General features: G+C 67.7%; 22 protein-coding genes and 1 riboswitch. Of the genes, 17 read left to right on the forward strand and 5 right to left on the reverse strand.

Translation table 11 applies throughout. From position 1 onward, the window contains the following. The first annotated feature begins 146 nt into the window (after positions 1-146). Positions 147-1,313, forward strand: coding sequence for a glycosyltransferase (locus ACQP0C_RS29535; RefSeq protein ID WP_433725164.1), 1,167 nt, complete (start codon positions 147-149; stop codon positions 1,311-1,313). A 180-nt stretch (positions 1,314-1,493) separates the two neighbouring features. On the opposite strand, the gene ACQP0C_RS29540 is transcribed toward ACQP0C_RS29535, so the two are convergent. Next, entirely contained in the window at positions 1,494-2,207 is a 714-nt protein-coding gene (locus tag ACQP0C_RS29540) for a hypothetical protein (RefSeq protein ID WP_433725166.1), read from the reverse strand. 326 nt (positions 2,208-2,533) lie between these two features. After that, a riboswitch (SAM riboswitch) is annotated at positions 2,534-2,627 on the forward strand. A gap of 10 nt (positions 2,628-2,637) precedes the next feature. Between ACQP0C_RS29540 and ACQP0C_RS29545 the strand changes: the two genes are divergently transcribed. From ACQP0C_RS29545 to ACQP0C_RS29600, 12 genes are all read left to right on the forward strand, one after another. Then, positions 2,638-3,660 (forward strand): amino acid ABC transporter permease, encoded by a 1,023-nt coding sequence (locus ACQP0C_RS29545; protein ID WP_433725168.1) that lies wholly within the window; start codon positions 2,638-2,640, stop codon positions 3,658-3,660. Then, on the forward strand, positions 3,657-4,460 hold the full coding sequence (locus ACQP0C_RS29550) for an amino acid ABC transporter ATP-binding protein (protein WP_433725170.1): 804 nt from the start codon (positions 3,657-3,659) through the stop codon (positions 4,458-4,460). The genes ACQP0C_RS29545 and ACQP0C_RS29550 overlap by 4 nt, the downstream gene beginning before the upstream one ends. Before the next feature lie 18 nt (positions 4,461-4,478). Next, positions 4,479-5,453 carry an ABC transporter substrate-binding protein gene (locus ACQP0C_RS29555; protein ID WP_433725172.1) on the forward strand — a complete coding sequence of 325 codons (975 nt, stop codon included), beginning with the start codon at positions 4,479-4,481 and terminating at the stop codon, positions 5,451-5,453. Between the two features lie 6 nt (positions 5,454-5,459). Next, positions 5,460-6,611 carry an LLM class flavin-dependent oxidoreductase gene (locus tag ACQP0C_RS29560; protein WP_433725174.1) on the forward strand — a complete coding sequence of 384 codons (1,152 nt, stop codon included), beginning with the start codon at positions 5,460-5,462 and terminating at the stop codon, positions 6,609-6,611. Next, complete coding sequence (locus ACQP0C_RS29565; RefSeq protein WP_433725176.1) at positions 6,608-8,227, forward strand: ABC transporter substrate-binding protein; 1,620 nt, start codon at positions 6,608-6,610, stop codon at positions 8,225-8,227. The genes ACQP0C_RS29560 and ACQP0C_RS29565 overlap by 4 nt, the downstream gene beginning before the upstream one ends. 2 nt (positions 8,228-8,229) lie before the next feature. Continuing rightward, positions 8,230-9,234: an ABC transporter permease gene (locus tag ACQP0C_RS29570; protein WP_433725178.1), complete on the forward strand. Its 1,005-nt coding sequence runs from the start codon at positions 8,230-8,232 to the stop codon at positions 9,232-9,234. 113 nt (positions 9,235-9,347) lie between these two features. Beyond that, positions 9,348-10,220, forward strand: coding sequence for an ABC transporter permease (locus ACQP0C_RS29575; protein ID WP_433734698.1), 873 nt, complete (start codon positions 9,348-9,350; stop codon positions 10,218-10,220). Then, complete coding sequence (locus tag ACQP0C_RS29580) at positions 10,217-11,893, forward strand: dipeptide ABC transporter ATP-binding protein (RefSeq protein ID WP_433725180.1); 1,677 nt, start codon at positions 10,217-10,219, stop codon at positions 11,891-11,893. Before ACQP0C_RS29575 ends, ACQP0C_RS29580 begins: the two co-directional genes overlap by 4 nt. A 55-nt stretch (positions 11,894-11,948) precedes the next feature. Then, complete coding sequence (locus ACQP0C_RS29585; RefSeq protein WP_433725182.1) at positions 11,949-13,088, forward strand: LLM class flavin-dependent oxidoreductase; 1,140 nt, start codon at positions 11,949-11,951, stop codon at positions 13,086-13,088. A 43-nt stretch (positions 13,089-13,131) separates the two neighbouring features. Continuing rightward, complete coding sequence (locus ACQP0C_RS29590) at positions 13,132-14,499, forward strand: NtaA/DmoA family FMN-dependent monooxygenase (protein ID WP_433725184.1); 1,368 nt, start codon at positions 13,132-13,134, stop codon at positions 14,497-14,499. Further along, positions 14,496-15,302, forward strand: a complete 807-nt coding sequence (locus ACQP0C_RS29595; protein ID WP_433725186.1) for a DUF1684 domain-containing protein — start codon at positions 14,496-14,498, stop codon at positions 15,300-15,302. The genes ACQP0C_RS29590 and ACQP0C_RS29595 overlap by 4 nt, the downstream gene beginning before the upstream one ends. Further along, positions 15,299-16,450, forward strand: a complete 1,152-nt coding sequence (locus ACQP0C_RS29600; RefSeq protein ID WP_433725188.1) for an LLM class flavin-dependent oxidoreductase — start codon at positions 15,299-15,301, stop codon at positions 16,448-16,450. Before ACQP0C_RS29595 ends, ACQP0C_RS29600 begins: the two co-directional genes overlap by 4 nt. Positions 16,451-16,667: 217 nt before the next feature. On the opposite strand, the gene ACQP0C_RS29605 is transcribed toward ACQP0C_RS29600, so the two are convergent. From ACQP0C_RS29605 to ACQP0C_RS29615, 3 genes are all read right to left on the reverse strand, one after another. Continuing rightward, positions 16,668-16,991 (reverse strand): hypothetical protein, encoded by a 324-nt coding sequence (locus ACQP0C_RS29605; RefSeq protein ID WP_433725189.1) that lies wholly within the window; start codon positions 16,989-16,991, stop codon positions 16,668-16,670. Positions 16,992-17,089: 98 nt separating this feature from the next. Next, positions 17,090-17,467 (reverse strand): hypothetical protein, encoded by a 378-nt coding sequence (locus ACQP0C_RS29610; protein ID WP_433725191.1) that lies wholly within the window; start codon positions 17,465-17,467, stop codon positions 17,090-17,092. 17 nt (positions 17,468-17,484) lie between these two features. After that, positions 17,485-17,868 carry a hypothetical protein gene (locus tag ACQP0C_RS29615; RefSeq protein ID WP_433725193.1) on the reverse strand — a complete coding sequence of 128 codons (384 nt, stop codon included), beginning with the start codon at positions 17,866-17,868 and terminating at the stop codon, positions 17,485-17,487. A 258-nt stretch (positions 17,869-18,126) separates the two neighbouring features. Between ACQP0C_RS29615 and ACQP0C_RS29620 the strand changes: the two genes are divergently transcribed. Next, the gene (locus ACQP0C_RS29620) at positions 18,127-19,554 is read left to right on the forward strand and encodes a helix-turn-helix domain-containing protein (protein WP_433725195.1); all 1,428 of its coding nucleotides are present in this window, start codon (positions 18,127-18,129) and stop codon (positions 19,552-19,554) included. A 37-nt stretch (positions 19,555-19,591) separates the two neighbouring features. Then, positions 19,592-20,044: a hypothetical protein gene (locus ACQP0C_RS29625; RefSeq protein ID WP_433725197.1), complete on the forward strand. Its 453-nt coding sequence runs from the start codon at positions 19,592-19,594 to the stop codon at positions 20,042-20,044. Between the two features lie 179 nt (positions 20,045-20,223). On the opposite strand, the gene ACQP0C_RS29630 is transcribed toward ACQP0C_RS29625, so the two are convergent. Further along, positions 20,224-21,285: a methylenetetrahydrofolate reductase gene (locus ACQP0C_RS29630; RefSeq protein WP_433725199.1), complete on the reverse strand. Its 1,062-nt coding sequence runs from the start codon at positions 21,283-21,285 to the stop codon at positions 20,224-20,226. A gap of 174 nt (positions 21,286-21,459) precedes the next feature. Between ACQP0C_RS29630 and ACQP0C_RS29635 the strand changes: the two genes are divergently transcribed. Both ACQP0C_RS29635 and crtI read left to right on the forward strand, forming a co-directional pair. After that, positions 21,460-22,608 carry a polyprenyl synthetase family protein gene (locus ACQP0C_RS29635; protein ID WP_433734699.1) on the forward strand — a complete coding sequence of 383 codons (1,149 nt, stop codon included), beginning with the start codon at positions 21,460-21,462 and terminating at the stop codon, positions 22,606-22,608. 22 nt (positions 22,609-22,630) lie between these two features. Further along, positions 22,631-24,214, forward strand: a complete 1,584-nt coding sequence (crtI, locus tag ACQP0C_RS29640) for a phytoene desaturase family protein (protein WP_433725201.1) — start codon at positions 22,631-22,633, stop codon at positions 24,212-24,214. Positions 24,215-24,347: the final 133 nt, after the last annotated feature.

The raw sequence follows: 24,347 nt of genomic DNA on the forward strand, positions 1-24,347 counted from the left end.
ACGATTGTGACCGTGGCCAGGGCACACGGGGCGAGAATCATGACGCCGCCGGACGCCTGGATCGCGTCGATACGAAACGCGAGTACGTGGCGCGCGCATAATCGGCCCGACGACGGCGTCATTCGACGCGCCTTGGCAGCGATGCCGTGACGAGAGCGAAGGCGCTGCAGGCGGGCTTGGCGATCGCGACGCCGTATGGTGCGGCAGTCGCGCTGATCGGTTGTGGGATCGCGCTGTTCAATCGGGCGACGGTGCGCAGGCTGCCGGTTGTGCCGACGCCGGTTCTCGAACCCGTGACGATCTGTATTCCGGCGCGCGACGAGGCGCGGCGACTGCCCGAGCTGATCGATGATCTGCGGGTTCAGGTGGGGGTGCCCCGGCTGCGGGTGCTGATTCTCGATGACGCGTCCAGCGACGGGACCGAAGCGGCGGCGGCGGAGGCGATCGCGCGTGATCGGCGATTCACGGTGATCCGATCCGAGGCCGAACCCGCACCGGGTTGGACCGGGAAGGCCGCGGCCTGTGCCCGGCTGGCCGAGCTGGCGGATGCGGCGGTGCTGATCTTCCTCGATGCCGATGTGCGGCTGGCCCCGCGCGCGATCGCCGCGGCGGTCGCCGAATTGCGGCGGAGCCGGGCCGCATTGTTATCGCCTTGGCCGTACCAGGTTGCCGAATCGGTTGCCGAGGCACTGGTACAGCCACTGCTGTGCTGGTCGTGGGCGGCGAGCCTGCCGATCGAGATCGCCAATCGCAGCCGCAGACCGTCGACAGCGGTCGCCTGCGGCCAATTCCTCGTCTTCGATGCCACCGCCTATTACGCCATCGGTGGTCACGCGGCGGTGGCCGCCAGCCCCACCGAGGATCTGGATATCGCTCGCGCCCTGCGCCGTTCCGGTCGCCGCACCGCAGTGGTCTCGGCAGGTCGTGCCGCGCGCACCCGAATGTACGGGGACGCGACCGAACTCGAGGCGGGCTATACCCGCTGGCTGTGGTCGGCCTACGGCGGCACGACCGTCGGCGGCGCGGCCGTGGGAGCCATTGCGGCACTGGCCTATTGGATACCGCCGCTGGCCGCCGTCGCCGGTCGCGGCCGGCTGCGCGCCACCGGTCTTCTCGGCTACACCGCCGCGGTCACCGGCCGCTTACTCGCCCGCTCATTGGAAAGCGGCCCCCTGACCGGTGCCGATATCCTTGCCGCCCTGGCACACCCGGTCTCCATCGCCGCTTATCTACGCCTGTGGTCCCGCTCGCGCCGAGCCCATCGCGCGAACACCTTGACCTGGAAGTCTCGCCACCTCGACACGACCCACTGACCGCGATCAGGCCGAATCCATGGCGGCAATGCCCGACGACCCTGCCATCAGTTCCACCAGATCCTGATCGACCTCGACATCAGGCAACCGCACGCCCGAAACCAGCTGGCGCGATATCCGGGCCGGGATCCGGCGGCCCGGCCCCGAACGAGGCCCGGCGCTCTCGGACGCTCGCCGGGCTCAGCGCACCGAGGTGATGCCGACGGTCGGAAGGAAGAAGCAGGGCTTGCCGGCGTTGTCGACGGTGCCGAACACCGCGGCCAGGACGGTGCCGGAACCGGTCTCGACGGGGACGGCGCGGATGCCGCCGGTGGGGAAGGTGGCGAAGAAGTTCTCGACGGCGCGTTCGGCGAGTGGTCGTATTTCGGCGGGGATTTCGGCGGGCACCATGGTTCGGACGACGTCGGAGAGCGGGCCCATGGCGGTGACGCCGCTGCGGCCATTGGCCAGGTTCAGCCAGGCGACGTTCATGCCGGAGACATTCGAGCTGTCCGGGGCTACGCCGTAGGGCATGAAGGTGAACAGGGTTTGGCCCGTCTTGACCGCGGACAGGTCCAGTCCCGGAATGGCCACGGTGGTCTTGGGCCACGGCCCGGGGACAGCACCCGCGACGGCGGGGACCAGGCCGAGGGAGTTGCCGCTGGAGCACAACGCCGCGGCTGCCGGATACAGGAACGGGTCGATGCCCAAGGCGCGCAGCGCCTCGACGGTGGTTTGGTAGGCACCGAACGCGTCTCCGGGTGCGGCTTGGACGGACGGCGCGGTCGCCGCCGGGATTGCGGGTCCGGGTATCGGCGCCGGTATCGCGGCGGCGAGGCCGGGGGCGGCGAGCGTCAGCGCGGCCGCACCGGTCGCGATCGCGGTAAGCGTGGTCAGACGGCGCAGCAGGGTCACATGAACCTCCTCATCGTCGGGCACGAATGAGGTCAGAGAGTACTCCAGCAAACCACCGGAACCGGGTTGATTTCGACCGGCAACGCCGTCGCGTCGCGCACCCCACCCGACCGTCACGACGGAACGCCGGGTCCACATTTAGGCGAAATACGCCGGACGGACCACACCCGAAGCCTCGCGATCCATCGCACGACCCGGTCGATAATCCCTGTTCACGACCGTTCGGACAAGGTCTGCGCTCACGCTGATTCGTACCCTTGTGCCGGACTTCGCCTGCTTCGCATGATATTTCGGCTAGACCGACCGACCCGTGCTCGGCGTCGGACACACCATCCAGAGCGACCGAGAGACCTGGCTCATCGACGTCGCAGCAACCCCCCGGTCACCGGGTGCGGGTGCTTCCGCCGGGAACGATGGAGGAACCGAAATCATGAGCGCGTCCGTCGCATCCGATGCCCTGTCGGATGTTCCGATACCGGGTGCCCACACATCCGATGCCAGGGCATCGGGTGCACCCGGCGCTGCCGTAACCACCACCGGCGCACCGCCGATCGCCAGGACCTGGCATCCGTGGCGCTGGGTGATCGGCGCCATCGCGCTGGTACTGCTCGCGCAGTTCATCCATGGACTGGTCACCAATCCGGGCTGGGATTGGTCGACCTTCGCCAAGTACTTCACCGCGAAGTCGGTGCTATCGGCGCTGAAGGTCACCCTGGAGCTGACCCTGTGGGGTACGACACTCGGATTCCTGATCGGCACCGCACTGGCAATCGCCCGGTTGTCGAACAATCCGGTGCTGCGCGTGATTTCGTGGGTCTATATCTGGGCGTTCCGCTCGATTCCGCTGATCGTGCAGCTGCTGTTCTGGTTCAACATCGCCTACCTCTACAAAACGCTGTCGCTCGGCATCCCGTTCGGCCCCGGATTTCTCACCTTCGAGGTGAACGGGGTGATCAGCGGGTTCACCGCGGCGGTCATCGGCCTCGCGTTGCATCAGGCCGCGTATTCGGCCGAGATCATCCGGGCCGGGTTCATCTCGGTCGATCCCGGACAGCTGGAAGCCGCCGCCGCGCTCGGGATTCCGCGGCTGCGACAGTTCCGCACCGTCATCGTCCCGCAGGCGATGCGCTCGATCCTGCCGAATGCGACCAATGAGGTGATCAGCCTGTTCAAGGGCACCTCGATCGTCTCGGTAATGGCGATCGCGGAACTGTTCTACCAGGTCCAGGTGATCTACGGACGCAATGGCCGGGTGGTGCCGCTGCTCATGGTCGCGACGGTCTGGTACATCGTGCTGACCACGATTGCCTCGGTGGCGCAGTACTACATCGAACGGCACTACGCCAAGGGCGCGCACCGCACACCGCCACCGACTCCGATCCAGCAGGTGTGGCACAAGCTGCGCGAAATCGCCGAAAGCGGTTCCGCCGCACCGCGCGGAGCCACCCGATGAGCGCGCCGGTCACCGAGACGGTCGGCATCACCGTCGACCACGCCGCCGCGGTAGCGGTTCGCGGCGTGCGAAAGTCCTACGGCACCACCGAGGTGCTGCGCGGCATCGATCTGACGGTCCATGCGGGCGAGGTGGTCACCGTGATCGGCCCGTCCGGCTCCGGCAAGTCGACGCTGCTGCGGGTGATCAACCATCTGGAGTCGCTGGACGCGGGCACCGTGCACATCGACGGCGAGCTGATCGGATATCGGCTGCGCCGCAATAAGTTGCACGCGCTGTCGGATCGCGAGGTGCGCAAGCAGCGCTCGCATATCGGCTTCGTCTTCCAGCAGTTCAACCTGTTCCCGCATCTGACGGTGCTCGACAATGTCACGCTCGCACCGATTTCCGCACAGGGTCGCCCGCGCCGGGAAATCGAGCGCGAGGCCGAGCAACTGCTGGACCGTGTCGGCATCGGCGAACTGGCCGACGCCTATCCGCGGCGGCTGTCCGGCGGACAGCAGCAGCGGGTCGCCATTGCCAGGGCATTGGCGCTGCGACCGCCGGTGATCCTGTTCGACGAACCGACCTCGGCACTGGATCCGGAACTCGTCGGCGAAGTCCTGGACGTGATCCGCGATCTCGCCGACGGCGGCACCGCGCTGGTGATCGTCACCCACGAAATCGGTTTCGCCCGTGAGGTGGCCGACACCGTCGTCTTTCTCGACGGCGGCGTAATCGTCGAGCAGGGGCCGCCCGCCGCCGTACTCGATAACCCTCAGCATCCGCGCACCCGCGCATTTCTGTCCCGAGTCCGCTGAGCGCGGTGCGCGCTCCCGATGAACAGGTATTCAATGAAGCTCTCCGCCCTGGTCGGCCTGGCCGCCACGGTCGCGTTGCTGGCCACCGGCTGCGGCACCGACCCCGATGCGGAAAACTCCGCGCAGCCCGCCGGTTCGATCACCTTCGATCTGTCCCCCGGCCAGTCCGGCCGGATCCACGCGCCCAAGGTCGATGCCATCGCCGCCGAACTGCCGCAGGCCATTCGCGACCGCGGCACGCTGGTGGTCACCGGATCGGGCGGCGCCGCACCCCCGCTGCGGTTCTACGCCACCGACGATAAGACCATCGTCGGGTCCGAGGTCGATTTCGCCGCACTGATCGCCGACGTTCTCGGCCTGAAACTCGTTGCGCAGGTGGCCGATTGGTCGCAGAACTTCGTGCGGGTCGACTCCGGCGAGGCGGATGTGTTCATCTCCAACGTCACCGTGACCGAGGAGCGCAAGGAGAAATACGACTTCGCCACCTATCGCAACGACACCGTCGCATTGGAGATCCCCAAGCAGAGCACGCTCGACTACAAGGATCGCAAGAGCCTGGCGGGCAAGCGGATCGGCGTCGGCAGCGGCACCAATCAGGAACAGCTGCTGGTCAAGTGGAACGAGCAGAACGTCGCCGAGGGCCTGCCCGCGATCGATATCGCCTACTTCCAGCAGATCACCGACTACTACCTGGCGCTGGCCTCACAGCGCCTCGACGGCTACATCGGCCCCAATCCGTCCGCGATCTATCACAGCACCACCGCGAACCAGACCAAGATCGTCGCGACCTTCTCCGGCGCCGGTGACACGCTGCAGGGCGAAATCGGTGTGCTCACCAAGAAGGACAACGGTCTGATCGGCGCCATCAACAAGGCCATCAACAACGCCATCCAGACCGGCACCTACCAGCAGGTCATCGACCGGTGGGGGCTGAAGACCGAGACCGTGCCGAGCTCGCGGATCAATCCGCCCGGCCTACCGAAGAAGTCGTGATCGCACATGAAATTCCTGTTGTTCACCCTCGTCACCCGGGTGCCCGACCCGAGCACCGGACGGCTGCCGGGGACCAGGCAGCGACTCACCGATGTCATCGACCAGGCTCGTCTCGCCGAGGAACTCGGCTACGACGGGTTCGCCGTCGGTGAGCGGCACGAGGATCCGTTCCTCTCGGCCGCGCCGCCGGTGATCCTGTCCCATATCGCGGCGGTCACCTCCCGGATCAGCCTGTTCACCGCCGTCACCACGCTGAGTCTGCTGGATCCGGTGCGCGCGTTCGAGGACTACTCGACTCTGGACAACCTCTGCGGCGGCCGCCTCGAACTGATCATCGGCAAGGGCAATGGCGCGGCACAGGCGAAGCTGTACCACGTCACCACCGAGGACCAGTGGGATCGCAATCGCGAAGGCTACGAACTGTTTCGGGCGCTATGGGACAGCGACAGCGTGACCTGGTCGGGTCGGTTCCGTCCGGAATTGGTCGAGGCCAAGGCCCTGCCGCGGCCGTGGCAGCCGCGCATCCGGATCTGGCACGGCAGCGCGACCAGCCGCGATTCGGTGGAACTCGCCGCGCGCCACGGTGATCCACTGTTCTCGGCCAATGTCACCAATCCGATCGAACCGTATGCCGAACTGGTGCGCCACTATCGGGAGCGTTGGGAGCACTACGGGCATGACCCGGCCGAGGCCCTGGTCGGCGCGGGTACCGCCGGATTCCACGTGGCACGCACGTCCCAGCAGGCCCTCGACGGGTACCGGCCGATCTTCGAGGCGCGGCTGGCGCTGGCGCGCAAGCTCGGCCTGCCGATCGTCTTCGAGACCCTCGACGATTTCGTGGCACGCAGTTCGGCATTGGTCGGCAGTCCCGAGCAGGTGATCGACAAGGTGGGCCGCCAGCACGAGGCCTTCGGGCACGAGGTGATCCATCTATCCGCCGAGCGCGACGGCCGCACCGAGGCCGAACATCGCGACGGTCTCGAACTCTTCCAGGCCGAGGTGGCGCCGGAACTGCGCCGCCGCATTCGCAGTAGGCCGCTGGCCGGCAACCGCGACGCCGCCGCAAACAGCCGTGGTGCCGGGCGTCCCAGCACCGAATACGACATCGATTCCCGCGGCGAACTCGTCCGCACCGAAACATCTGGAGTACCACAGTGATCCGTCCCCGCCATCGCATCGCGGCCGTGGCCGCCGCTGTCACCGCGGCCGCGAGTCTGGCCGCCTGCGGCACTGATTCGGCCTCGGGCGGCGCTGACGCGGGCCCGCCGAAGCCGGGCGGGACCTTGCGTTATGGCCTCTCCCAGGCGCCGACCTGCTCGGATCCGGCACAGGCCGGCACCAACCAGACGCTCTACGTGACCCGTCAGATCGTGGATTCGCTGACCGATCAGGATCCCAAGACCGGTGAGATCAAGCCCTGGCTGGCCAAGAGCTGGGAGATCTCAGCCGATGCCAAGGTATTCACTTTCCACCTGGTCGACGGCATCACCTTCAGCGATGGCACACCGCTCACCGCGGATTCGGTGCGCAACACCTTCGATTCGGTGATCAAGCTGGGCGCGGCGAAGACGCCGCTCGGCTCCAGCTATCTCACCAACTACCTCGGCACGACCGCGGTCGACAAGCTGACGGCCCGGGTCGAGTTCAGCAAGCCCAATGCCCAGTTCCTGCAGGCGTCCTCGACGGCTCAACTCGGCATTCAAGGCGATGCCACCACCGCCAAACCCGCCGATCAGCGCTGCCTGGGCGACAATATCGGCAGCGGCCCGTTCACCTATGCGTCCTGGCGGCAGGATGCCTCGGCGACCCTGGCCAAACGCGGCGGGTACAACTGGGGTTCGGCGGTCTTCGCCCATCAGGGCGAGGCCTACCTCGACAAGATCGAATTCACGGTCGTGCCCGAATCCGGTGTCCGCACCGGCAGTCTCATCTCGGGCCAGCTCGACGCGGTCAGCGATGCGCTGCCGCAGGACGCGCCGCAGATCGAGGCCGCGAGCGGTCGGGTGCTGAGCACCGCGAATCCCGGTGTGCCATTCGGCTTCCAGACCAATGTGACCAGGGGCCCGCTGCGCGATGCCGCGGTGCGCCAGGCACTGCTGCCAGCGATCGACCGGAAACAACTGGTGGACACCGTACTCGGCCCGCAGTTCAAACCCGCCACCAGCACACTGGCCAGCAGCACGCCCGGCTACCAGGATCTTTCGGCGCGGCTGGCCTATGACCCGGCCAAGGCGCGCGGCATCCTGGACCAGGCGGGCTGGACACCCGGCGGTGACGGCATTCGCACGAAAAATGGTGAACGCCTGTCCTTCTCGGTGCTGTTCAGTCAGGTGTTCGCGGGCAACCAGTCGATTCTGGAGCTGGTGCAGCAGCAGCTGCGCCAGATCGGTGTCGAGCTGAAGCTGGATCTGGTGTCGGGCCCGGAGAGCACGGCCCGACAGAACACCAAGGATTTCGACACCACCTACTACAACACCACCCGCGCCGACGGTGACATCCTGCGCACCTCCTTCAGCGTCGACGGCCGCAATCTCAATGCCCGCGAACGCATCCCGGCGCTGGACGACGTGCTCGACGGTCAGCTCAGCGCCTCGGATGCCGCCGCCCGCACCGCACTGATCCGCACCGCGCAACAGGCGGTGCTCGACGCGGGGCTGTGGATTCCGACGGTCGAACTGTCCCAGGCCATCGGCGCGGCGCAGAGCGTGCGGGATCTGAAGTTCGAGGCCTCGGCCCGGCTGCAGTTCTTCGATACCTGGTTGAGCGGGCGGTAGTCATGGCTCGGTATGTGATCGTGCGGGTACTGCAGGCGATATGGGTGCTGTGGGCGGCCTTCACCATCTCGTTCGTGGTGCTGTACCTGCTGCCCGCCGATCCGGTCTCCATTGCGGCCGACGGTGCGGGTGCCGGCACCCCGATCGATAAGGCCGCGATCGCCGAACTGCAGGCGCGCTATGGACTGGATCGCCCACTGTGGGAGCAGTACTGGACCGCGCTGACGAATGCGGCGACCGGCGACCTCGGCCACTCCATCAGCACCGGCCAGCCGGTGACCCGCGCCCTCGGTGATGCGGTGCCCAATACCCTCGGATTGGCCGGGCTCGCCCTGTTCTTCGCCGTGATCGGCGGGGTCGGCCTGGCCTTCGCGGCGACCTACACCCGTCGCCCGTGGTTGCGCAACGCGCTGAGTTCGGTCCCCTCGCTCGGGGTTTCGGTGCCGACATTCTGGACAGGACTGCTCTTGCTGCAGCTGTTCTCGTTCCGCTGGCACCTCGCCCCGGCATTCGGCGGTCACGGGTTCAAGGGCACGGTGCTGCCCGCGCTGACCCTCGCGATCCCGATCGGCGCGGTCATCGCGCAGGTGCTGACGGCCGGACTCGAATCGACCTGGCGACAGCCGTTCGTCGATGTGGCGCTGGCCAAGGGCGGTTCGCGCGCCTGGGTGCTGCGCAAACACGTGCTGCGGCCCGCCAGCGTGCCCACCTTCACCATCGCCGGGGTGCTGGTCGGCAATATGCTCGCCGGTTCGGTAGTGGTCGAGACCGTCTTCGCCCGCCAGGGCGTCGGGCGGCTCACCCAGACCTCGGTACTCGCCCAGGACATTCCGGTCGTGCAGGGCATCGTGCTGCTCACCTCGACCGTATTCGTCACCGTGAATCTGGCGGTGGACCTGCTGTATCCGCTACTCGATCCGCGCATAGCCGGACGCTCGCGCAGTGTGACAACCGATTCCGAGGCCGCCGATATCGATACCGCGCAGGAGGTGGTCGTGCATGCCTGAGGCATCCGTTCGCCACGTGCCGCGCGACCGAACCACCGCAGTGCGCCATGGCACCGTACTCCTCGCGCTCGACTGGTGGCAGCCCGCCGACCTTCGACATCAGGTGGCCGATCATCGTTGACGTACTCGATGAGCCGAGGCGCGTCGCGCTACCGGGGCTACGGCGGCCTTTGCCGCGGTGGAAGTCGCTGCGCGGCAATGCCGTAGTCGTGCTGTCCGGTGCCGTCGCAACGCTGGCACTCGGTTGGGCGCTGTTCCCTTCGGTATTCGCCAGCGGTGACCCGCTGACCGGCGTACCCGCACAGAAATTCCACGGGCCCAGTGCCGAGCACTGGTTCGGCACCGACAATCTCGGGCGCGATCTGTACACCCGGATGGTGCACGGCGCAGGACTCTCGCTCACCGCCACCCTCTCGGCGGTCGCCATCGCACTGGTCGCCGGCTCGATTCTCGGGCTGCTGTCCGGGTCGATCGGCGGCATCGTCGACACCGTCATCATGCGATTCGTCGATGTGCTGCTGTCGATACCGTCGCTGTTGCTATCGCTCGCCCTGGTCACCGCGCTCGGCTTCGGCACTCGGAATGTGGCCGTCGCGGTGGGTGTTTCGCTGATCGCCAACTTCGCCAGGGTGATGCGTTCGGAGGTGCTGCGCGTGCGCCAGGCACCCTATGTTGAGGCCGCACACGCCTGCGGCGTTCGCTGGTACACGGTGCTCGCCCGCCACGTCCTGCCGAACTCCTATCAGCCCGTCCTCGCCCTGGCCGCGGTCGAATTCGGCATGGCGGTGCTGGCCGTGTCCGCACTGAGCTTCCTCGGCTACGGCGCGAAACCGCCGACACCCGAATGGGGCTCGCTGATCTCCGAGGGCCGCAACTTCCTCGCCACCGCCTGGTGGCTGACCACCCTGCCCGGCCTGGTGATCATCGCCGTCGTTGTCTCGGCCCAACGCCTCGGCCGCGCCGTAGGAAGGAGTCACCGCGCATGAGTGAGCGCAGCACAGCCGCCGAGGTCGCGGACCGAGCGGATACCACCACGGACTCTCGGACGGCCTTACTCGGCATCGAGGGCCTGTACGTTCGCTATCGCTCCGACAGCGGCGCCGTCACCGCACTGGCCGACGTTTCCCTCACCGTTGCCCGCGGCGAGGTCGTGGCGCTGGTCGGCGAATCCGGTTCCGGCAAGTCGACGCTCGCCCAATCGGTGATCGGTCTGCTCGGGCCGAATGCCGAGATCACCGGCGGGACCATCACTTTCGACGGGGAAAAGGTGGACACCGGATCCGAGCGCGCGCTGCGGCGCATTCGCGGTGCCCGTATCGGATTCGTGCCCCAGGATCCCGGGCTCTCACTCAATCCGGTGCGCCGCGTGGGTGATCAGGTCGCCGAATCGCTGCTGGTCCACGGGCTGGCCGATCGGCGCGACGCGGCCGCGCAGGCAGTCGAACTGCTCGCCGAGGCCGGACTGGACCGACCGGAATTGCGGGCCGTGCAGTATCCGCACGAATTGTCCGGCGGCCAGCGGCAACGGGTACTGATCGCGGCGGCGCTGATCGCCGGACCGGAGTTGGTCATCGCCGATGAGCCGACCAGCGCGCTCGACGCCACGGTGGCGCGGCGGGTGCTGGACAAACTCGCCGCCCAGACCGCGGCCAGGGGCACCGCGGTGCTGCTGATCACCCACGATCTCGCGATCGCCGCCGAACGGGCCGATCGCCTCGTGGTACTCAGCGGCGGGGAGATCGTCGAAACCGGTCCGACGGCGACGGTGCTCGCCGAACCCAGGCATCCGTATACGAAACGGCTGCTCGCGGCCTCGCCCAGCCTGGCTCCGTTCGACGGTTTCCGCACACCACGGGTCAGTGCCGGTCCACCGCTGCTGACGGTTCGCGATGTGCACAAGCGCTTTCGCGCGCAGGCCGGTGATGCGGTGACCGCGGTCGCGGGCGTCGGATTCGAACTCGGGCGCGGCGAAACCCTCTCGCTGGTCGGCGAATCCGGCTCCGGCAAGTCGACCACCGCGCGAATCGCCCTGCGGCTCACCGAACCCGACAGCGGTGCGGTCACCTTCGACGGACACGATCTGACCTCCGTGAAGGGCGGGCGACTGCGCGCGCTGCGCCAACGCTTCCAGGTGGTCTACCAGAATCCCTACGGCTCGCTCGATCCGCGCTGGCGGATCGGCTCGATCATCGAGGAACCACTGCGGGCGTATGCGGTCGGTGATCGCACGGCCAGGCAGGCACGGGTCCGCGAACTGCTCGACCAGGTCGCGCTGCCGGAGCACTTCGCGCAGCGCCGCCCCGCGGAACTATCCGGCGGACAACGCCAACGCGTCGCCATCGCCCGCGCCCTCGCCCTGCACCCCGATCTGCTGGTGCTCGACGAACCGGTCTCCGCGCTCGATGCCTCGGTGCAGGCCCAGATCCTGGAACTGCTCGACCGTCTGCAAACCGAACTCGGACTGAGCTATCTGTTCATCTCCCACGACCTCGCCGTGGTGCGCCGCATCAGCGACCGCGTCGCGGTGATGCGCCACGGCCGCATCGTCGAATCCGGTTCCACCGCCGATATTTTCGACAACCCACAGCACGAGTACACCCGTGAACTGCTGTCGGCCATTCCCACACCGCACGCCTGCGCATCGGAGGCGGCCCGATGACGTGCGCCGACGAAGCCGCTGCCGCGCTGGGCACCGACTGGAAAGGACGGTACCGATGACCGAGCTCTTCCTCGCCATCGAACTCGACGGAACCGGCGTACATCCCGCGTCGTGGCGGCGCGCGGATTCCCGCGCCGAGGATCTGTTCACCGGTGGTTACTGGGTCGATGCGATCACGGCCGCCGAAAAGGCCGGTATCGACGCGGTATTCCTGCCCGATTCCTTCGCCCTGCAGCCCGGCGGCCACGAGGTGACGCGCGGTGTACTCGACGCGATCGCGATCGGCGCGCGGGTCGCCGCCGCCACACATCGCATCGGTCTGCTCCCCCAGGCACCGGTCACCCACACCGAACCCTTCCACCTGGCCAAGGCGATCCAGAGCCTGGACTTCGCCGCTCTCGGCCGCGCAGGCTGGGAGGTCACCGTGTCCGAGGGCGCCGAACAGGCGGCGGCCTTCGGGCGCAAGCCGGCCCAGGATCTCGCCTCGCTGTGGCAGGAGGCCGATGAGGCGATCGAGGTGGTCACCAGGCTGTGGGACAGCTGGGAGGACGACGCCGAGATCCGCGACGTCGCCACCGGCCGCTTCATCGATCGCGACAAACTGCACTACATCGACTTCACCGGCGAGCACTTCTCGGTGAAGGGGCCCTCCATCACTCCGCGCTCCCCCCAGGGCCAGCCGATCATCGCGATCCGCGCGGACGCGGCCGCGGGCAGTGCCATCGCCACCCGCCACGCCGACTTGATCCGCATCGCCGCAACAGATCTCGACAGCGCACAGGCGCGACGTAGCGCACTGCGCACCGCGATCCGCGCGGCCGACCGCGACCCGGATGCGGTCCGCGTGTTGCTGGACATCGATATTCACCTCGCCGACTCCGCGGCAGCGGCGCAGGCCGAGCTGGCGCAACTCGACCGGTGGGCCCCACCCGGCCCGACGCCGCGCTTGCGGCATATCGGTACCGCGGAGTCACTGCGCGAATTGCTCTCCGCCGTCGCGGACGCCGCCGACGGAGTCGTGCTTCGCCCCCTCGCCGCGCCCGCCACCCTCGGGCACCTCAGCGCCACACCCCTGCTCGGGATCGGCGCCCCCGCGGCCCGAACGGGTGCCGATCCCCGCCCAACCCTGCGCACCCGGCTCGGCCTGCCCCGCCCCGCCAGCCGCTACGCCGCCCGAAACGGAGCCCCGGCATGACCGCCCCGCCGCCCGTGACCACCGTCGAGGAAGGAATGCCGTCATGACCGAAAAGCCCCGCAAGCCGGTCCATCTGGGCGCCCATTTCCCCGGCGTGAACAACACGACTGTGTGGAGCGATCCGGCGTCCCAGAGTCAGGTCGACTTCGAATCCTTTGTGCACCTGGCGAAAACCGCCGAACGCGGGCTGTTCGATTTCTTCTTCCTCGCCGAGGGGTTGCGGCTGCGCGAACATCGCGGCCGCATCCACGATCTCGACGTGGTCGGCAGACCGGACACCTTCACCGTGCTCAACGCGCTGGCCGCGGTCACCGACAAGCTCGGCCTGGCGGGCACGATCAACAGCACCTACAACGAACCGTTCGAGCTGGCCAAGCAGTTCGCCTCGCTCGACCACCTCTCCGGCGGCCGGGCCGCCTGGAATGTCGTCACCTCCTCCGACGCGTTCACCGGCGAAAACTTCCGCCGCGGCGGCTATCTGGAGCACAGTCAGCGCTACCGCAGGGCCGCCGAGGTCATCGAGGCGACGCGCGCACTATGGGACAGCTGGCCCACCGACGCACTCGTGGTCGACCGCACCGCCGGCGTCTTCGCCCGGGAGATCCCGCAAACCCGTTACCGCAATACCCAATTCGATATCGCCGGACGATTCCCGCTGCCACCGAGCCCGCAGGGACATCCGGTGCTACTGCAGGCGGGCGATTCCGATGACGGTCGCGAATTCGGCGCCGCCACCGCCGACGCCATCTTCACCGGATACGGCTCCCTGGAAGCGGGACAGCGCTTCTACGCCGATATCAAGGGCCGACTCGCGAAATACGGTCGCACGCCGGAGGAATTGAAGATCCTGCCCGCCGCGACCTTCGTACTCGGCGATACCGCGACCGAGGCCGAGGAGCGCGCCAGACATATCCGCCTGCAGCAGGTCGGCCCGCAGACCGCCATCGCCTTCCTCGAACAGGTCTGGGGCCGTGATCTTTCCGACTACGACCCGGACGGCCCGCTGCCCGATATCGAACCGCAGGCCGATGTGACCATCACCCGCGGCCGGGTGCGGCACGCCAAGGATCCGCGCGCGGTCGCCGAGGAATGGCGGGCCAGGGCCGAGGCGGACAAGCTCAGCATTCGCGAGCTGATCATCGAGGTGACCGCGCGGCAACAGTTCGTCGGCACCACGGCCGCGGTCGCCGAGCAGATCGACACCTATGTGCAGGCCGACGCCAGCGATGGCTTCATCCTCGTCCCGCACCTCACCCCCGGCGGACTCGACGAATTCGTCGACCGCGTCATTCCGGAGTTGCAGGAGCGCGGCAGTTTCCGGACCGAATACTCCGGCACCACCCTGCGCGACCACCTCGGCCTACGTCATCCCCATCGCAATCGCATACTCGAAGGAGCCAGCGCGTCATGACGACCAGCATCACCAGTCTTTTCGAAACCGAATGGGCGCATTGGCACACCGCCAGGGAGGATCAGGTGCGCGATCCGCTCGGCTTCCTGAGCCTGACCGGATTGCATTGGCTCACCGACCAACCCGAGCGCCTACCGGATGTGCCCGGCACCTGGTGGGTCACCGACGACAAGGTGTTCATCACCGCCCAACCCGCCGACCGGCTGGAGTTCGAAGGCACCGGTATCGCGGGCGTGCAGATCATCGCACCGGTCGAGGGCGCGCCGGGACTCAGCGTGCTGCACGAGCATCGGGTGCTCGAGGTGATCCGCCGCACCGGCCGCTACGCCGTGCGCGTGCACGATCCGGCCGCGCCGACGCTGCTGAGCTTCGAGGGCATTCCCACCTACGCCCCCGACCCGCACTGGGTGGTCGAGGGGCGCTTCGAACCGTTCGACGAGGAGCGCACGATCACCACCGGCGCCGTCGTCGACGGTCTCGAACATCACCACACCGCATCGGGCACCATCGAATTCACCATCGGCGCGTCCACCGAGCGCGTCATCGCCTTCGGTGCGCCGACCGGTCTGCGGGTGCTGTTCACCGACGCCACCAGCGGCGTCACCACCTATCCCGCGGCTCGCTCGCTCGCGGTGGCAGCACCCGATGCGGACGGCAGCGTACGCCTCGACTTCAACCGAGCGGCCAATCTGCCGTGCGCCTTCACCGATTTCGCCACCTGCCCGCTGGCCCCCGCCGAGAACCGGCTGCGGGTCGCCATCGAAGCGGGAGAACAGCATCCGCGCCTAGGACGGTCCGCATGACGATCCCCCTTTCCATCCTCGACCTCGCCCCGATCAGCGCCGGATCGACCGCGCAGCAGGCCCTGCGCAACACCATCGATCTGGCCCAGCACGCCGAACAGTGGGGCTACCACCGCTATTGGCTGGCCGAACATCATTTCGTCTCGGTGGCGAGTTCGTCCTCGATCACGCTGATCGGTCTGGTCGCCGCGGCCACCACGCGCATTCGGGTCGGCTCGGCGGCGGTCCAGGTCGGCCATCACACCTCGGCATCGATCGTGGAGGCGTTCGGCACCATCGATGCCATCCATCCGGGCCGACTCGATCTCGGCCTCGGCCGATCCGGACATCGCCGCACCCAATTCGGCGCACAAACCGCCCATCAGAAGGGCGGTCATCCGGTCGTCGATACCGTGACCGGTCGCACCGAGGTCCGCGACGGCGTGGTGGTTCCGCCGCCCTTCGATCCGGGCCGGATCACCGATAAGTCGAGGTTCATCGCCGCGCTCGGCGCACTGCAACAGCAGGGCGCACAGGCACTGGACTTCCCGGACCAGGTCGATGAGGTGCGGGCGCTCCTCAACGGCACCTACCGGAGCACCGAAGGCATTGCGCTGCACGCGGTCCCGGGCGAGGGCGCCCAGGTCGAGCTGTGGCTGTTCGGCAGTTCGGCCAGCGAAAGCGCCGAACTGGCAGGCAAACTCGGCCTCCCGTTCGCCGCGGCCTACCACGTCTCCCCCGGCACCGCGCTCGACGCGGTGGCTGCCTACCGAGCGGCCTTCCGGCCCTCGGCCGATCTCGCCGAGCCCTATGTGGTGATCTCCGCGGATGTGGTCGTCGCCCCCGATGACGCCCGCGCCCAGCATCTGGCCGCCACCTACGGCCACTGGGTACACAGCATCCGCAGCGGCACCGGCGCGGCCGACTTCCTCGACCCCGACACCGCCACCCCGCTGACCGCGGAACAGCGCCGTCTGGTCGACGACCGCATCGCCACCCAGTTCGTCGGCGGCCCGGGCACCGTCGTGGAACGCCTGCAGGCCCTGCAACGAGTCACCGGGGCCGATGAACTCCTCGTCACCAGCGTCACCCACCGCCACGAGGACCGCCTCGAATCCCATCGGCTCCTCGCCGATGCTTGGGGCTTACGGTCGGCGCGAGCCGCCTGACCCCGTGCGGCAGCCCCGGTCCTCGAGCACCGGGGCTGTTGCACGGGTATACCCGTGCACCGAGAACATGCGTAATTCGTCGGGCACAGCCAACACCCGACCGCCCACTTAGCTGTCGGCCCGCGACGCCACAGGTGCGGCACCCACGACCGACACAAGATTCGGGGAAGCGGTGCTGGGCGCGGCGGTTACGCCGTAGCCGAGGTTGGTGAGGACCTCACCGGTGGTTCGCGGCGACGTTGAGGTGCGGGTTGGGGATTTGCGTGGAAACGGCGGGTTCCCCCTTCGGCTGTGGGTTGCTGGTGCCCGACCGATGCCACAGCTGCAACTCGATGCGGAACGCGATAGGGGCGGGATTGCATTCCACTATTCCGCCCACGACGACGGCCTCGTGCAGCACGTACGGGTTCTTGTTGAAGGCGAAGGTGCAGACACCGCCAGCGGCCTGCGCGACCGGCGCGGTGATGAGCGTCTGCCCGCCGAGTAATGCGACGCCGATGGCGACAACCGTGACGGCTGCCCAAATCGCGTTGAATCCCATGGAATCCTCCATTACCTACTACTCCCGTACCCCACGGAAAGATCAGAACCGTCCCCGGCAACGCATAGCCAGGGACGGGTGTTGTGACGGACACGGCGTCACAACAGCCAGCCGGGACGGTCGTCGATCCAGACCACCGGGCGGGGAATGGTGCCGTCGCCGATGCACGCCCACAGGGTGTTAGTCGGCATGCCGTGGTAGCGCGCTCTCATAGCGGCTTGGTCGGCGAACATGACGGTGCGTGGCCGGGCGAAGGGCGGGCCGCCCTGCGACCAGGAGCGAATGCACGCAAGCGACCAGCCTGGGTGGTCTCCAACTACGACGTCCGGTGAGGGCACCCACGTCACAGCGCTGTGCCGCCACTTGCAGAGCTGCTGATAGGTGGCGTTGCTCAGTAGTGCGAACTGGCCGAGACCGAAATAGCGGCGGACCCCGGCGTCGTGCGGGCCGGGCTGATACGTGTGGGGGCCTGGCATTTCGGCGATCGGGGGCCTCACTGGGCGACCTCGATGTCGACGACGGATGCCGGTTCGACGGCGATTACAACATCGGCGTGCAGTGCGGGCAGGTCGTCGACCGGGATGGTGAACTCATCGCCGAGATTTCCGTGCCCATCGACAGCGGCCCATGATCCGTCGACGAATTGGATCCAGCCGATGCGATCATCATCGTCCGCTTCCTCCACCGTATGGGAGATCGCCGGAGCGCTGTGACAAGTCGAGTGGTCGGACTTCAAGCGCTCCAGGATTTCTCTTGCAGGGACCGCGTTCTCGGGCCTTGCTCTCGGGCCGAATATCTGCACTAGGGCGAAGGTTGTGATCCCCACCATGACGAGGACCGCCGCTACGACGATGGCGACTTTGAGTTCTGCTGGCATGGGTGACACCCCTCAGCGCTGTTCCGGTTGGGGGCACCAGGCGCCGGGGAAATCAGCTCACCAATCCCGTTTGCGGGACACAAGATCGGTGAGCGCTCCCCCGGGGGAGGGAGCATGGGCTGCATCGACCCGGCGCCGGGTGCTGTACAAACCATCGCGCCTGTTCAGGCACGTCGGAAGGTCGCCGCGGTCTACGCTGGTCTAACTGGCGGTCTACTTCGGTCTACTTGCGGTATACGCGCTCACATCAGGGGGCGAATGTTGGGTATGCAGGTCAAATGGACCGGTGCCGAAGCCACCGCTTTGCGGGAAGCGTTGGGGCTCACTCAGATTCGGTTCGCGAACCGGGCCGGTATCGCGAAAAGCACAGTGACAAAGTGGCGTCACCTGGGCGACGCAATCATTCTGGGCGACAAGTGCGCCGGGATCCTGGACACGATGCTCGCCCGCGCCACACCCGAGCAGCGTGCCCGCTTCGCAGCGGAAGTTGCGAGCCAACTTGCCGAGCATTCGACGGAATCCGTTGTCGTCCAGTGGGTTCCCGGCATATGGACCGGGGAACCTACCTCGGTCGCAGACGGCCTTATCAGGGAGGATCTTCTCTTGGATCGCCGCCAAGTCGGCCGCGCCCTACTCGGCCTGGTAGTGGGCACCCATCTCCTCGAGCCGCTGGAACGGTGGCTTTCCTCTTCGGAGGAGATCCCATCGAGGATCACCGCAGTGGGTGTCGGTCTCCAAGAGGCGCTCGAGCTCGAGAACTCGGCTCGGATCTTCCGCGAGTGGGACGACCAGTTCGGCGGTGGGCTGCGCCGCAAGGCCGTCATTGGTCAGCTCAGCGAGGTAAACGAGATGCTGCGCGATTCCCATCCACCCGAGATCAAGCGGCGACTGACGAGGACCAAAGCATTGCTGGCTGAAACCGCCGCAACGATGTCGTGGGACTCCGGCCGCCAGAGCAAAGCGCAACAGTACTACGCTCTCGCAGTCCGGGCAGCCAAGGAAGCAGATGACCCGGCGCTGTGCGCAAACGCGCTGGCCGGTATGGCGCGCCAGCTGCTAGCGCTGGATCACTACGGACTAGATGCGCGACGCGAGAGCGTAGAACGGGAGCGAGCCACTGACGCGCTCGAGCTGATCCGCATCGCGCAGGACCATTTCGGCAACCGACTCACAGCGACCGTTCGCGCGATGCTGCACACCCGGGAGGCGTGGGCATACGGAAAGTTGGGTCGGCCCTCAGCGTTTCGCCGAGCGTGCGACCGAGCCCACGAAGCACTCACCTCTTCGGACCCCAGCACCGATCCGTATTGGATCAACTACTTCGATGCTGCGGAGCTGGTGGGAACGGTCGGCGGGCGACTATTGGAGATGGCGCGGCGAGAGCCTGTGTTTGCAGCAGCGGCAGCGGAGCAGATCGGCCAGGCCATCGAGCTGCGCCGTCCGAATCGGCGGCGCAGTGCTGCGCTGGACCAGTTGGGAATGCTCGAGGCCCGACTCATCGGGGGCGAAGTGGAAGAAGCCTGCAGGATCGGCGAGACTGCGATTGAAGCGGTCGGGAAAACAGCCTCGGATCGCGTTCAGAAGAAGCTGATCAAGGTCTATCGGGCGACAGAACAGTTCGTGCAAGTCGGCCGGGTGGCCGAACTTCGTGGTCGGATGAAACCGTTGCTGATTGCGACGGCGTAGGAGGAGTTGAGCGGTGCGGATCGGGGTAACTGGGCACATGAACATTACCGAGGCCACCGTGCCGCTCGTGTACGAAGCGATCAGCAAGATCCTCGGGGGCGACACGGTCTCCGAGCTGGTTGGCGTCAGTTGCATTGCACGCGGCGCCGACTCGGTGTTCGCGCGGGCAGTGCTCGATGCTGGCGGATCGCTCGAGGTAGTGCTGCCATCGCGGAACTACCGCGAGCGCAAGGTCAAACCGGACCATGCCGAACTCTTCGACAAGCTGCTCAGCAGCGCGTCGAAGGTGCACGTGATGGACTTCGACGACGCAGGCAGACAGGCTTACGAAGCCGCGAACGAAGCCATGCTGTCATCGTGTACGCGTCTTGTCGCGGTATGGGATGGGGATGCAAGTCAGCCGGGCGGTACCGGCACGGTGGTCGAGCTTGCCCGTGAGCGTGGTGTGCCGGTCGAGATCGTCTGGCCGGACGGCGCTGCGCGGGAATAAGGCCACGAGGTATTCGAGATCGCGCAGGCGCAGAACGACGGCCCAGCCGACATTTCCCGGCGCGTACCGAAGCCCAGGGTTTTGCAGTACCTCGAGCACTTGCTCGACTTGTTCCCGCTACGGTGGGCGGGTCACCTCGTCGCACACGGCGCGGGCGCGCCCAGTACCCGACCGCTCATCTAGCTGTCGGCCCGCGACGCCACAGGTGCGGCACCCACGACCGGCACAAGACTCGGGGCGGCGGAGGTGCTGGGCGCGGCGGTTACGCCGTAGCCGAGGTTGGTGAGGACCTCACCGGTGGCCTTGGCGAAGTTCAGCGTGATGAAGTGCAGGCACGGTGCGCCCTCATCGATGAGCCGCTGGCCCATCTCCGTCGCGATTTCGATGCCGACCTCGCGAACCGCGGCCGCATTCTCCTCCGGGCCCTCGCCCGCGGCCTCGCGCAAACGCTCCATGACCGCAGGCGGCAGCGGACGCCCGCACAATTCCTCGGCCCGCGCGACGGTGCGCAGCGAGGTGATCGGCATCAGCTCCGGAATGATCGGCTTCGCGCCCTCGATCGGATCGAAGGCCGCGAGGCGATCGCGCAGGCGCAGGTAGTGTTCGACGTCGAAGAACATCTGGGTGATCGAATACTCCGCGCCCGCACGCAGTTTCGCGGCCAGATACGCGGTGTCGTGCTCCAGATCCGGCGACCGGTGGTGCCCCTGCGGGAACGAGGCGACGCCGACATGGAAGTCGCCGAGATCGCGGACGATGCGCACCAGCTCCTCGGCATAGGCGACACCCTCGGGATGTTTGCGCCATTCACCGAGCGGATCACCGGGCGGATCGCCGCGCAGCACCAGGATATTGCGGATACCCGAATCGGCGTACGCGCCGACCAGCGAGCGCAGTTCGGCGACGCTGTGTTCGACGGCGGTCAGATGCGCCACCGGCAGCAGGGTGGTCTCCTGGGCCAGTGCGCCGGTGATCCGCACGGTGCGGTCGCGGGTGCTGCCGCCCGCACCGTAGGTCATCGAGACGAAGGCCGGATGCATGCGTTCGAAGGTGCGCGCGGCCCGCCACAGCCGCGCCTCGCCCGCGGCGTCACGCGGCGGATTGAACTCCACCGAGAAGGGCACGGAACCCCCCGAGTGGGTCCGCAGACTCTGTACGACCGAGGGTGTTCCCGAGACGATCGGTGGCGTCGGGGACGGTCGGCCTGGGGTCGAACGTCCCCGCACGTTATCGAAAGTCACCGGTTCAGTGTAGTGGTGGCCGGTCACGGCCCTGTCGGGTCGTCGTGACCGAACGCGTATTCTGCGACCAGGCGACACGTTCGCCATCGCCGGGCGACACGCGCGACCGCCCGCGCCCGGCACCGAAGCACCTATAGCGCCATGATCCACCGCGCGCCCAGCACCCGCACGACCTTGGAGGCTCCCCTGTCCGCCGGAACCGGTATCCAGACGCCTCGGAGCACCCCGCCCGCGAACCTGCCGCCGACGCCGGGCACCCCCGGATTCGTCGCGGCGGTGGAGGACGCCCTGAAGGCTTTCTTCCTGACCCGGCGCCCTGCCGTCGAACCGCTCGGCCCGGTCTTCGTTCAGGCCGCGGACGCGCTCGAGCTCTTCGTGCTGCGCGGCGGCAAGCGGACCAGACCCGCCTTCGCCTGGACCGGCTGGCTCGGCGCGGGCGGCGACCCCTCCGGCCCGACCGCCGCCGCGGTACTGAACGCCGCTGCCGCACTCGAATTGGTGCAGGCCTGCGCGCTGATCCACGACGACATCATCGACTCGTCGCGAACCCGCCGCCGCTTCCCCACCGTGCACGTCGACTTCGAACAGCGCCACCGCGATCGCGGATGGGTCGGTGATTCCGAACACTTCGGCACCAGCGTCGCCATCCTGATCGGCGATCTGGCGCTGGCCTGGGCCGATGACATGGTGCACGCCGCCGGACTCGACGCCGCGGGACTCGCCCGGTTCGCGCCGGTCTGGGCGCTCATGCGCACCGAGGTGCTCGGCGGGCAACTGCTCGATATCCACGGCGAATCGGCGGGCGACGAATCGGTCACGGCGGCGCTGCGCATCAACCGGTACAAGACGGCCGCCTACACCGTGGAGCGCCCGCTGCACCTGGGTGCCACACTCGCGGATGCCGATCCCCGGCTGATCGAGGCCTACCGCACCTTCGGCACCGATATCGGTATCGCCTTCCAATTGCGCGACGATCTGCTCGGCGTCTTCGGCGATCCGGCGGTCACCGGCAAACCATCCGGCGACGACCTGCGCGAGGGCAAGCGCACCGTGCTGGTCGCCGAGGCGCTGCATCGGGCCGACGCCACCGACCCGGCCGCCGCCGCGCTGCTGCGCACCAGCATCGGCACCGATCTGACCGCGGACCAGGTCGAACACCTACGCGGGGTGATCACCGACCTCGGCGCGGTCGACGAGGTGGAGCGCCGCATCACCGAACTCACCGAACAGGGCTTGGCCGCACTGGCATCCAGCACCGCGACGCCCGCCGCCAAGGAGCGGTTGCGCGCCATGGCCCTGGCCGCGACGAGTCGCACGCACTAGCGACGAATCGCGAGGAGATTTCATGAAAACCGTTGTGGGACAGACCGATCGCGTCGTGGTGGTGGGCGCTGGCCTGTCCGGACTCGCCGCGGCGCTGTATCTGACCGGGGCGGGGCACACCGTCACCCTGCTCGAGCGCGCCGACCATCCGGGCGGCCGAGTCGGGCTGTATCGCGGCCCCGACTACGAAATCGACTCCGGCGCAACGGTACTCACTTTGCCGGAGCTGATCGACGATGCACTCGCGGCCGTCGGCAAGAGCCGCGAAACCTGCACCCCGCCGCTGCGCATCCACCAACTCGCACCCAGCTATCACGCCCGCTTCGCCGACGACTCCACGCTGCGGGTCTTCGCCGATCCCGAGGCGATGGCAATCGAGGTGGCTCGCGTCTGCGGCGATGACGAGGCGCTGCGCTACCGACGGCTGCGGGCCTGGCTGGCGCGGATCTACGAGGCCGAATTCGGCGAGTTCATGGATACGAACTTCGATTCGCCGCTCGATATGGTCCGCTACCCGGCCAAACGCCGCGCCCTCGCCGCACTCGTTCGCCTGGGCGGATTCGGCAGGCTCGGCCCGCGCGTCGGCCGGTTCCTACGCGATGCGCGCCTGGCCCGGCTGTTCACCTTCCAGGCCCTGTACGCGGGCATGGCTCCCGCGAAGGCGCTCGCGGTCTACGGCGCGATCCCGCATATGGACACCTCGCTCGGCGTCTACTTCCCCGAAGGCGGTATGCGCGCCATTACCGCCGCGCTCGCCGACGCCTTCACCGCGGCGGGCGGCACATTGGAGCTGAACACCGAGGTCACCGGCATCGAGTACGCGAACCGCCGAGCCAGCAAGATCCATACCGCCGACGGCCGCGGCTTCGACTGCGACGCCGTGGTTCTCACCGCCGACCTCGGCTCACTCGACAAATTCGGCGTGCGCCGTCGCCGCCGACTGCGCGCCGCCCCGTCGGCCGTCGTCGCGCACGGCACCATCCCCGCGGCGGTCGCGGCGACCTGGCCGATCCAGGCCCACCACACCATCGATTTCGGCGACGCCTGGGATCGCACCTTCGACGAGATCGCGGCGCGGCCGGGTCGGGGTCGTCTGATGAGCGACCCATCGCTGCTGCTCACCCGGCCCGCACTCACCGATCCGACCCTCTACATCGACCGCGAAGACGGCCGATGCGAACCGTTCTCCCTGCTCGCCCCCTGCCCGAACCTCGATGCCGCACCGCTGGACTGGGACCGACTCGGCCCCCTGTACCTGCGTGAACTCCTCGACGTCCTGGAAGCGCGCGGCTATCACGGCATCGCCGAACATTTCACAGTCGACCACCTCGACACACCCGGCACCTGGCGCGACCGAGGCATGTTGGCGGGCACACCCTTCTCCGCCGCACATCTGTTCCGGCAGACCGGACCGTTTCGGCCACGCAATTTCTCCGGCGACAGCGACAATGTGGTTATCGCTGGTTGTGGCACCACTCCGGGTGTCGGCGTGCCGACCACGCTGCTGTCCGGAAAACTGGCGGCAAACCGGATCACCGGTGCCGCCCGGCCCGCTCGGGATGAATCCCCGAGCACCAGCGGGATAGTGTTCCCGGCAAGCCGATAAACTAACGGCCGACCTGATCACCAGCGGTTGCGACCGCCGACCACACCCCGGGGGGACCGACACCACATGCATCCCCCTGAGACGACGGCTCCCGCGCCCACCGACAACGCGAGCACCGCGACCGCGGCCGACG

The organism is Nocardia sp. CA-129566, from assembly GCF_050956075.1.
In the GTDB taxonomy this organism is placed as follows: Bacteria; Actinomycetota; Actinomycetes; order Mycobacteriales; family Mycobacteriaceae; genus Nocardia.